Origin of the sequence: Novosphingobium sp. (assembly GCF_041915465.1) — a bacterium.
Lineage (GTDB): Bacteria > Pseudomonadota > Alphaproteobacteria > Sphingomonadales > Sphingomonadaceae > Novosphingobium.
Genome location: NZ_JAYSBK010000119.1, coordinates 1 through 8726, shown reverse-complemented (window position 1 = coordinate 8726; position 8726 = coordinate 1). Strand labels below are relative to the sequence as shown.

General features: G+C 66.0%; 13 protein-coding genes. 5 read left to right on the top strand and 8 right to left on the bottom strand.

Annotation, left to right across the window (positions count from 1 at the left end):
- A partial coding sequence (locus ACE3SN_RS14995) for a DUF1134 domain-containing protein (RefSeq protein WP_374531351.1) occupies positions 1-425 on the top strand: 425 nt, incomplete at its 5' end.
- 124 nt (positions 426-549) lie between these two features.
- A complete protein-coding gene (locus ACE3SN_RS14990) occupies positions 550-1326 on the top strand; it encodes a hypothetical protein (protein ID WP_374531349.1) in 777 nt (258 codons plus the stop codon).
- A 9-nt stretch (positions 1327-1335) separates the two neighbouring features.
- Here the strand turns inward: ACE3SN_RS14990 and ACE3SN_RS14985 are convergent, their stop codons facing one another.
- Positions 1336-1782, bottom strand: coding sequence for a DUF983 domain-containing protein (locus ACE3SN_RS14985; RefSeq protein WP_374531347.1), 447 nt, complete (start codon positions 1780-1782; stop codon positions 1336-1338).
- 130 nt (positions 1783-1912) lie between these two features.
- On the opposite strand from ACE3SN_RS14985, the gene ACE3SN_RS14980 reads away from it, so the two are divergent.
- Positions 1913-3091, top strand: a complete 1179-nt coding sequence (locus ACE3SN_RS14980) for an aromatic amino acid transaminase (protein ID WP_374531345.1) — start codon at positions 1913-1915, stop codon at positions 3089-3091.
- Entirely contained in the window at positions 3091-3651 is a 561-nt protein-coding gene (locus ACE3SN_RS14975; protein WP_374531343.1) for a GNAT family N-acetyltransferase, read from the top strand. The genes ACE3SN_RS14980 and ACE3SN_RS14975 overlap by 1 nt, the downstream gene beginning before the upstream one ends.
- On the opposite strand, the gene ACE3SN_RS14970 is transcribed toward ACE3SN_RS14975, so the two are convergent.
- The 7 genes from ACE3SN_RS14970 to ACE3SN_RS14940 form a co-directional block, all read right to left on the bottom strand.
- Positions 3623-4240, bottom strand: coding sequence for a riboflavin synthase (locus tag ACE3SN_RS14970; RefSeq protein ID WP_374531341.1), 618 nt, complete (start codon positions 4238-4240; stop codon positions 3623-3625). The two genes, ACE3SN_RS14975 and ACE3SN_RS14970, sit on opposite strands and share 29 nt — an antisense overlap.
- Positions 4240-5208, bottom strand: coding sequence for a bifunctional diaminohydroxyphosphoribosylaminopyrimidine deaminase/5-amino-6-(5-phosphoribosylamino)uracil reductase RibD (gene ribD / locus ACE3SN_RS14965; protein ID WP_374531339.1), 969 nt, complete (start codon positions 5206-5208; stop codon positions 4240-4242). Before ribD ends, ACE3SN_RS14970 begins: the two co-directional genes overlap by 1 nt.
- Positions 5201-5683, bottom strand: coding sequence for a hypothetical protein (locus ACE3SN_RS14960; protein ID WP_374531337.1), 483 nt, complete (start codon positions 5681-5683; stop codon positions 5201-5203). The genes ribD and ACE3SN_RS14960 overlap by 8 nt, the downstream gene beginning before the upstream one ends.
- Before the next feature lie 54 nt (positions 5684-5737).
- Positions 5738-6229: a DUF4402 domain-containing protein gene (locus ACE3SN_RS14955; RefSeq protein WP_374531335.1), complete on the bottom strand. Its 492-nt coding sequence runs from the start codon at positions 6227-6229 to the stop codon at positions 5738-5740.
- A gap of 66 nt (positions 6230-6295) precedes the next feature.
- Positions 6296-7021: a M48 family metallopeptidase gene (locus ACE3SN_RS14950; protein WP_374531333.1), complete on the bottom strand. Its 726-nt coding sequence runs from the start codon at positions 7019-7021 to the stop codon at positions 6296-6298.
- A gap of 6 nt (positions 7022-7027) precedes the next feature.
- Entirely contained in the window at positions 7028-7495 is a 468-nt protein-coding gene (locus ACE3SN_RS14945; protein ID WP_374531331.1) for a YcgN family cysteine cluster protein, read from the bottom strand.
- Positions 7492-8091 carry an SCO family protein gene (locus ACE3SN_RS14940; RefSeq protein WP_374531329.1) on the bottom strand — a complete coding sequence of 200 codons (600 nt, stop codon included), beginning with the start codon at positions 8089-8091 and terminating at the stop codon, positions 7492-7494. Before ACE3SN_RS14940 ends, ACE3SN_RS14945 begins: the two co-directional genes overlap by 4 nt.
- Positions 8092-8212: 121 nt before the next feature.
- On the opposite strand from ACE3SN_RS14940, the gene ACE3SN_RS14935 reads away from it, so the two are divergent.
- Positions 8213-8726, top strand: a 514-nt coding sequence (locus tag ACE3SN_RS14935) for an ankyrin repeat domain-containing protein (protein ID WP_374531327.1), incomplete at its 3' end; no start/stop codon positions are given.

Below are 8726 nucleotides of genomic sequence, written 5' to 3'. Positions count from 1 at the left end.
CGCAGGGGCTCGCCCAGATGATCCAGGACCTGCTCAAGAAGCAGGGCGAACCCAACGCCTATATCGTCGGGCGCGAAGGCGGCGGCGCGCTCGTGGTGGGGCTGCGCTATGGCTCGGGCACGCTCTATCACAAGGTCGAAGGGCAGCGTCCGGTCTACTGGACGGGCCCATCGATCGGTTTCGATGCCGGGGCTAACGTGGGCAATACCTTCGTGCTGGTCTACAACCTCTACAACACCGACGACCTCTACAAGCGCTTCCCCGCCGGCGAGGGTCAGGCCTATGTGATTGGCGGCTTTACGGCCAGCTACCTGCGGCGCGGGGATATCGTGCTGATCCCGATCCGCATGGGGGTGGGACTGCGGCTTGGCATCAATGCCGGCTACATGAAGTTTTCGACCAAGCAGAAGTGGCTGCCGTTCTGACCTGCTGTCTGGCTTGTAGCTGAATTTCCTGTTTTTTGTCGCAGCGGACTGGTTTAGTCGTGGCGCGCAGGCCCCGGTCAGCCGGGGCGCCTGACAAGGACCCGACACGAACCTGCGAACCGCCATGCTGCCGATGCTTTTGCTTGGCACCCCGGCTTTGGCCGCGCCGCCGCCTGCCCCTGTGGCGACCGTAGCCAAGGATCAGGCGGCCCATAAGGCGGCTTGCGATGAACTGGCCGCGGCCGTGGTTACCGGCGACGATATCGAGTTCCAGGTCGATACGATGATATCCGCCTTGCTCCAGGCGATGCAGAAGGGCAATCCCGACCTTGCACAACTGGAAGCGGCTTTCCCGGGCCTGATCGATGCGATCGGCGCGGCGCTGAAGCCCGTAATGGTGCGGCACATGCAAAGTATACTCCCGTCCTACCGGGCCGACCTTTCGGCGCTATACCAGGAAAACCTGACCACCGAGGATGCGCTGGAGGCAGCCGCGTTCTTCCGCCGCCCCGAAGTCCGAGCCTTTGTCAGCTCGATCAACCGTTCGACCGATTACAAGGCGATTTCGCAGGATGCTGTGTCGACGGAGCAGGTTTCCGATCGTGCCGTAAAGACCGATCTGAGCAATGCCGGTGTACGCGCGGCGCGCGATCTTTCGCCCGAACAGCGCAAGCCGATCATGGACTTTTTCGTTTCGCCGCTAGGCGTGAAGATCCTGGCTCTTGGCCCGAAGAAGACTGCCATCGACGCGCGGTGGTCGAATTACAGTACGCCGGCGTTCGAGGCGGACATGATGCAGGCCACCGGCCGCGCGATGGTAGACCATATCGCCAAGACCAATCCCGCTGCGGCGAAGGCGATCGAGGCCGAATTCATCCGTTCGGGGATGATCGAGCCCTAGGCACGCGCGTCAGGCGCTGGTCCCGCCGCCCGCCGCGCGAGCCAGTTCGTCACGGCCGCCCGGCTTGAATTCGTGCATCCCGTTCCACCATTGCAACGCGATGATGCCGCCCTTGGCGGGTTGCAGCAGGCCAATCATCAGCACCGTGGCAATCGCCACGCAGACCGCCAGCTTCAACCACATCGGCCAATTGGTATTCCCGGCCAGTTCGATGATCACCGGGGCCATGACGTGGCCGGTGATGATGATCGAGACGTAGGGCGGAAAATCATCGGCCCGGTGCAAGGTCCAGTCCTGACCACAGGCGGGGCAGCAGGCGACCGGCTTCAGAAAGCGGGCGAACAGCTTTGCCTCGCCGCAGCGCGGGCACTTGCCCTTGATGCCCCGCAGGATCGCGGATTTGAACGTATCGGGCAGCGCGGGGCGCGGCAGCATGCTGGCAAAGGGGGATTCCATGCCAGCCGCCCTACACGCGCAAGGCACAGGCGCGCAAGCATGTCGCGACGATGCGGTTTTCCGCGGGACCGAGCCGGTGCAAACAAGAAGTCTTGCCCCTTGCGGCGACCAAGGGTAATCGCCCGGCGCTATGCTGAACAACCTCGAACAACAGCCCGCCGATGCGCTGCTTGCGCTGATCAAGCTTCACAACGAAGACCCGCGCGTCGACAAGATCGACCTTGGCGTGGGCGTCTATCGTAACGGCCAGGGCGACACGCCGGTGTTCGCGGCGATCAAGGCGGCGGAGAAGAAGCTGCTCGAAACGCAGGATTCCAAGGCCTACCTCGGCCCTGAAGGCGATATGGGCTTCGTCCACGCGCTGATGCCATATGTGTTCGGCAAGGACGATCCCACCAAGGGCGGCCGGATCGACGGGATGCAGACCCCGGGCGGCACCGGCGGCGTGCGTCTGGCCGTTGCGCTGGCCAAGCGCGCGGGCGTGAAGCGAATCATCATGGGCGTGCCGAGCTGGCCCAACCATGCGCAGATCCTCGCTGACCTGGGTGTCGAGCTGAAGACCTTCAACCACGCGACCAAGGACGGCGTAGTCGACATGGACGCGCTGCGCGCCGTGCTGGCCGAAGCGGGCGAGGGCGATGCGATTCTGCTGCATGGCTGCTGCCACAACCCGACCGGCATCGACTATTCGAACGAGAACTGGGACGAAATCGCCGGCCTGATCGCCGCGCGCAAGGTGCTGCCGGTGCTTGACCTGGCCTATCAGGGCCTGGGCAAGGGCATGGAAGAAGACGCCTATGGCGTACGCTGCGTGCTCGCGGCCGTGCCCGAGGCGCTGATCGCCTACAGCTGCGACAAGAACTTCGGCATGTACCGCGACCGTGTGGGCGCGGTTTACGTGATGGTGTCGGACCCGGCGCAGCTGGGTGCCGCGCTGTCGAACGGCCACGCGCTGGCCCGTGCGGCCTGGTCGATGCCGCCCGACCATGGTGCGGCCGCGGTCCGCCTGATCCTTGAAGATGCGGGCATGACCAAGCTGTGGCTCGACGAGCTCGACTCCATGCGCACTCGCATGAACCAGGTCCGCGCCAGGCTGGCCGCCGCCGGCAAGGTCGGTTCGGTCGATTTCGCGGCGCTGGGCGGCCAGAACGGGCTATTCTCGGTCCTGCCGCTGAACGGGGAACAGATCCTCAGGCTGCGCAATGACCATGGCATCTACATGGCCGGATCAGGCCGGATCAACGTGGCGGGGCTGACCATGGGCAACATCGACAAGTTCATCGCCGACGTCGCCACGGTTGCCGCCTGATGGACCGCCAGCCGGTCCTCATCGGGGATCGGCTGGAGCTGCGCCCCCTGACCCCGGACGATTGGGACGCGCTTTACGCCGTCGCCAGCGATCCGCTTGTCTGGGAACTGCACCCGGCGAATGACCGGTGGCAGGAGCCGGTGTTCCGGACCTTTTTTGCCGATGCGCTCGTGCAGGGCGGGGCCTTGGCCGTGATCGACCGGAGCAGCGGCAAGATCGTCGGTTCGTCGCGCTTTCAGGCTTACGATCCAGCGAATGGCGGCTCGGTCGAGATCGGCTGGACCTTCCTTGCGCGCAGCCATTGGGGCGGGACCTGCAATCGCGAGATGAAGCGGCTGATGCTCGCCCACGCGCTGCGCTACGTGGAACGCGTCGACTTCCGCGTGGGCGAACGCAACCTGCGCTCGCGCGGGGCGATGGTGAAGATTGGCGGCAGGTTGACCGACCGCTTCGACATCGCGGAAACCGCTTCCGGCCCGTCGCGCCACGTGGTCTATGAAATCACCCGCGAAAGTTTCGCGGACGGGCCGCTCAGTCCTTCAGGCTCTGCATCCGCTTGAGGTAGCGGGCCAGCACGTCGATCTCGAGATTGACGCTGTCGGCCGTCTTGAGCGCGCCGATGGTCGTAACCTCGGCGGTGTGCGGGATGATGTTGAGCATGAAGTGGCAGGACCCGTCGGCCTGATCTTCCAGCGAGTTGACCGTCAGCGACACGCCATCGACCGTGATCGATCCTTTGGGCGCGACATAGGGCGCGATTTCCGCAGGCGCGGCGATCACGAACTGGATCGAGCCATCAACCGGTGTGCGACTGACGACCCGGCCAACGGCATCGACATGGCCGGTAACGATATGGCCGCCCAGCTCGTCGCCCAGCTTGAGTGCCTGCTCGAGGTTCAGCTTGCCGCCTTCGGCCCACATGCCCGGGACGGTGCGGCTGATCGTTTCGCCCGAGATGTCGACCGCGAACCAGGCATCCCCGGCGCTGCCCCCGCGTTCGACCACGGTCAGGCAGACGCCCGAACAGGCGATCGATGCGCCAATCGCGATGTGGGCGGGGTCATAGGGGCAGGCGATCCGGGCGCGCAGGTCTCCCTGCTGACGGGATTCGCGGATCGTGCCGACGGCGGTAATGATTCCGGTAAACATCAGCTGCGCTCGTAGACTTCGAGAAGGTCGTTGCCAAGCTGGCGGCGGTCGAAAAGCGCCCAGCGGCCGTGGGCGTCGGCAAGGCCCTTCAGCCCGATGTCGCCAATGCAAGGTCGCCCGCCGCCGATGACAATGGGCGCGCGGTAGATCACCAGGCGGTCAACCAGGTCGGCCGCGAGGAAGGCCGCTGCCGCCCCTGCGCCGCCTTCGACGAACAGGTACTGCGCCTCGGGCATGGCCGTGCCGACCGCTTCGGGTGCGGCGAGCGCGTGCCAGCCCGCGGGCGCCGCGCCGCGCGTCAGCACCCAGCGTTCGGGCGAGCGGTCTGCGAGGCCCGCAAGGCGAACATCGAGCCGGGGCGAATCGGCGCGCAGGGTTGCACCGCCAACCAGGATCGCATCGACCCGGGCGCGCAGGGCGTGGACATGGGCGCGCGCTTCGGTGCCGGTGATCCATTGGCTCTCGCCGGCTGCCGTGGCGATCGCGCCATCGAGCGAAGTGGCGAGCTTGAGCGTCACGTGCGGGCGATTCGCGCGGCGGCGCAGCAAGTATCCTGCCAGACTGGCCTCGCAGGCCGGGTGGGGAATCAGCTCGGCCCGGATCCCGGCAGCCCGAATCCGTTCGATCCCGGCTCCGGCGGTGCGCGGGTCGGGATCGCCGCAGCCGATTACAACGCGGGCAAGGCCACTTTTCGCGACAAGATCGGCGCAGGCTGGACCGCGCTGCGAGTGATGGGCGCAAGGTTCAAGCGTGACGTAAAGCGTTGCGCCGCGCGCCGCTTCGCCTGCGGCCGCCAGCGCCTCGGCTTCGGCATGGGGGCGTCCGCCCGCGCGGGTCCAGCCGCGTGCGATGACCTTGCCGGCTTGGACGATGATCGCGCCGACCGCCGGGTTCGGGCGGGACAGCGGCAGCCCGCGCGCGGCAAGGCTTGCCGCCGCAGCCAGCCAGCGCTGGTCTTCCTTACTCACCGGTTCCGGGCTTGGCGGACTTGCCTGAATCGGAAGTGGCAATGTTCGATTGCTTGAGCACGGCGTCCGCCCGCGCCTTCGCCGCGGCATCGGCCTTGGCCTTGTCCGCGTCGGCCTTGCGCTTCATGTCGTTGACATCGAGCCCCGTCGCCCGGCCGACGTCCATCCAGAGCTTCTGGCCTTCCTCGTTGTAGCGGCGTTCAAGCTCTGCCTGCGCTTCCTTGCGCTTCTGGTTTTCGGCGATGAACGCCTTGGTTTCCGCCTCGGTCCGGTCAGCCGGCCACGAGGTGATATAGGTGATCTCGGGCAGCTTGCGTTGCTTCTTCCAGCTTTCCCCGACCATGGACGAGAAGATTCCCGCCGTGGTCAGCGCGGCAAGCAGGGCATACTTCCAACGGCCCGGCCCGGCATCGCGATAGACTTGCCGGAAATCGGCAAGCGCGCCGGCGGGGTTGGCGTTCTTCAGGAAAGACATGGGGCCTAGGGACATGGCCCCAAGATAGGGACAGTGTCGCATTTGCGCCAGCGGTCAGTTGTAATCGACCGAAATCGGGATCCGCCCGCGAAAGTTCCCCCCACGCCCGCTGCGGATCACCAGCTTCGCGCCGAAGTTGAATTCAAGGTTGCCGTTCCCGTCGAGCATCGGGTGCGCGGGCAGATCGGTGGTGAAGCTGTTAAGCTCGCCGGTGCCGCCATCGGGGGTCGTCATCATCACCTTCTGCGGCAGGTCGAGCCGCACTTCGCGGTACGGCATCCCGCTGATCCTGCCGTGGCCGGATACTGTCATCCCGCCAAGGTCGATCATTCCGCCCTGCGCGCGCTTTGTGCCGGTGGCGGGATCGACCACGGCGCTGCCGCCGTCCTGCCCGGTCAGCGCGAGCTTGCTGAAATTGAGGTCGGCCCAGATTTCGATCGACAGTGCCCGCTCGCCCGGCACGGCGGCCGTTTCGCCAAAGCACAGGCGGCAGCTATCCTGACCCGGCGAGGGGCTGGCGACCAGCAGCAGGGCCGCCGCGCACAAGGTTGATGCAATTCGTGCCACGCTGCCGTGATCGGCCGGATATGGTTAATTTGGCGTTACGCAGTTTTACCCAAGCGGCAGATAGAGCCCGCGCCCTTCGCGCTTGAGCCAGGTGTTGGCGGCGCGCACATCGTGTTCGAACAGCTGCGCCAACAGTTCGTGAAAGCGGTCCGAGTGGTCGAAATGGACCAGGTGGGCAACCTCGTGCGCGACCACCGAACGACGGACCAATTCGGGCGCCATGATCAGGCGCCAGTTGAGCCGGATCGTCCCGTCCTTTGCGCAGCTGCCCCAGCGGCGCTGGGCGCGGCTTAACATCAGCCGCGGAACGGGGCGGTCCGCGCGCGCGCAGTAGAACGCCAGGTCATCCGCCATCAGGCGCCGGGCCTCGCCTTCCAGCCAGCGGGTCAGCCGCGGGGCGAGCGATTCGGTCGGTCCGCCGACGTGCAGTTCACCCGGTTCGATCCGCACCCGGCGCGGGTGGGCGGGATCGTGGCGCAGCAGGTGCGGCGTGCCGAGGTAGGGCAGGGATGCCCCATCGGCGAGGGTGACCGGCATTGGCAGGCGCTGCGCCTGCGCGCTCAGCCAATCGGCCTTGCTGCGCGCGAATTCCAGCGCCTCGGCAGTGCGGCCCCAGCGCGGCAGGGTGATGCGCACTTCGCTGCCATCGGGCGCGAGCCGCATCGTCATGCGCCGGGCAGAGGCATTGCGGCGCAGGATCACGGGCAGCATCCGGCCCGCTACCTCAACCTGCGGCTCTTGCCGGGCTGGGCGCAGCAGCCAGTCGATCATTGCGGCCTATTCGTCATCGTCATCGGCCAGTTCCATGCCGGGCGGCAGGATGATGTGCTGTTCAAGCGGCCCCGCCACCAGTTCGCTGATCGCCCGCCCCCGGATCGACATGCCCGCGCGGTGCACGCTCTCGCGGTCGCCCGAGATGAGGTAATGCCAGGCGGGCAGCGGCTCGTCATCGGCACGCAGGCGATAGGCGCAGGTTTCGGGCAGCCAGCTGATGCTTGCCGCGATCTTCGGGGTGAGTTTCAGGCAGTCCGGCACCTGGCGCTTGCGATGCTTGTAGTCGGTGCATTGCCCGGTCTTGAGGTCGAGCAGGCGGCAGGCGACGTTAGTGGGGTAGATCACCCCGGTATCCTCATCCTCGGCCTTGTGCAGGCAGCACTGCCCGCAGCCGTCGCACAGCGCCTCCCACTCGTCGCGGCTGAGCGCGTCGATCGGCAGTTCCCAGAAGCGGGGGCGCAGTTCGCTCACTTGACCGATGCAGCAAGGTCGGCCGCGACCGCCTCGGCATTCTTGTCGACCGGCAGGGCCTCGATCGGCTCACCCTTGGGGCCCATCAGGTAAGCCATGCGGCTGTGATCCATCAGGTATCCGCCGGGCGTATCATTGCCGCGCTGGGCCACGGCCTTGTAAGCCTTGACCGCCGCGTCAACCTGCGCCTGCGAACCGGTGAGGCCAATCAGGCGGGGCGAGAAGGCGGCGGCGAATTCGCCGACCTTGGCCGGAGTGTCGCGCGCGGGGTCGATGGAGATGAAGATCGGCTGGACCTTGGCGGCAAGCTCGGGATGCGCCTTTTCGAACTGGGCAAAGCCGCGCATCAGCACACCGACGTCGGTCGGGCAGGCATCGGGGCAGAAGGTGTAGCCGAAATAGACGATCAGGTATCTGCCCGCGAAATCGCCGGAGTTCACGGTCTTGCCGTCCTTGTCGACAAGGGTGAAGGGGCCGCCGATTTCGGCGCCGGTCAGTTCCGTGCCCTGGATCGGCACCGGGGCGGCACCGGGCGAGCATGCTGCCAACGCAATTGCGGCAAGCAGCGACGAAACACGAATATGGGGCTTCAACATGGCGCGTCGGTTCATGCTCTGCTAAACCGCCCCGCGCAAGGGGAGGGTTTCGCCTACCGCCGCGATTCTCGGCGGGGTGTGCAGCAGGAGGTATTGTCCCGTGTCGAAATTTCGTGCGCCCATGGCTGTCGTCGCCAGCCTGATGGTTGCCTCACTTGCCTTGCCGATGCCGGCTGCCGCGCAGTTTACCGAAGGTTACAAGCTGCTCGAATCGGTTCGCAAGAAGGAAGGCCAGACAGTCACCGACATGCTCGAAAAGGGCGGTCCGAATCTGGTCAACTACAAGGACTATTCCACGGGCGAGACCGCCTTGCACATCGTCACCGCCCGGCGCGACCTGCTGTGGATGGAGTACCTGGTGGGCAAGGGTGCGAACGTCAACGCACGCGACGCCAAGGGCGTGACCCCGCTGGTGATCGCGGCCAACCTCGGCTTTGTCGAAGGGGTCGAATTCCTGATCGAACGCGGCGCCAAGATCGATGAAAGCAACAACGCGGGCGAAACCCCTCTGATCACCGCCGTGCACAACCGCAACACCGAACTGATGCGCGTGTTGCTGACCGCCGGGGCCGATCCCGACCGGGCGGACAATTCGGGACGCTCGGCGCGCGATTATGCGCTGTTCGATGGCAAGG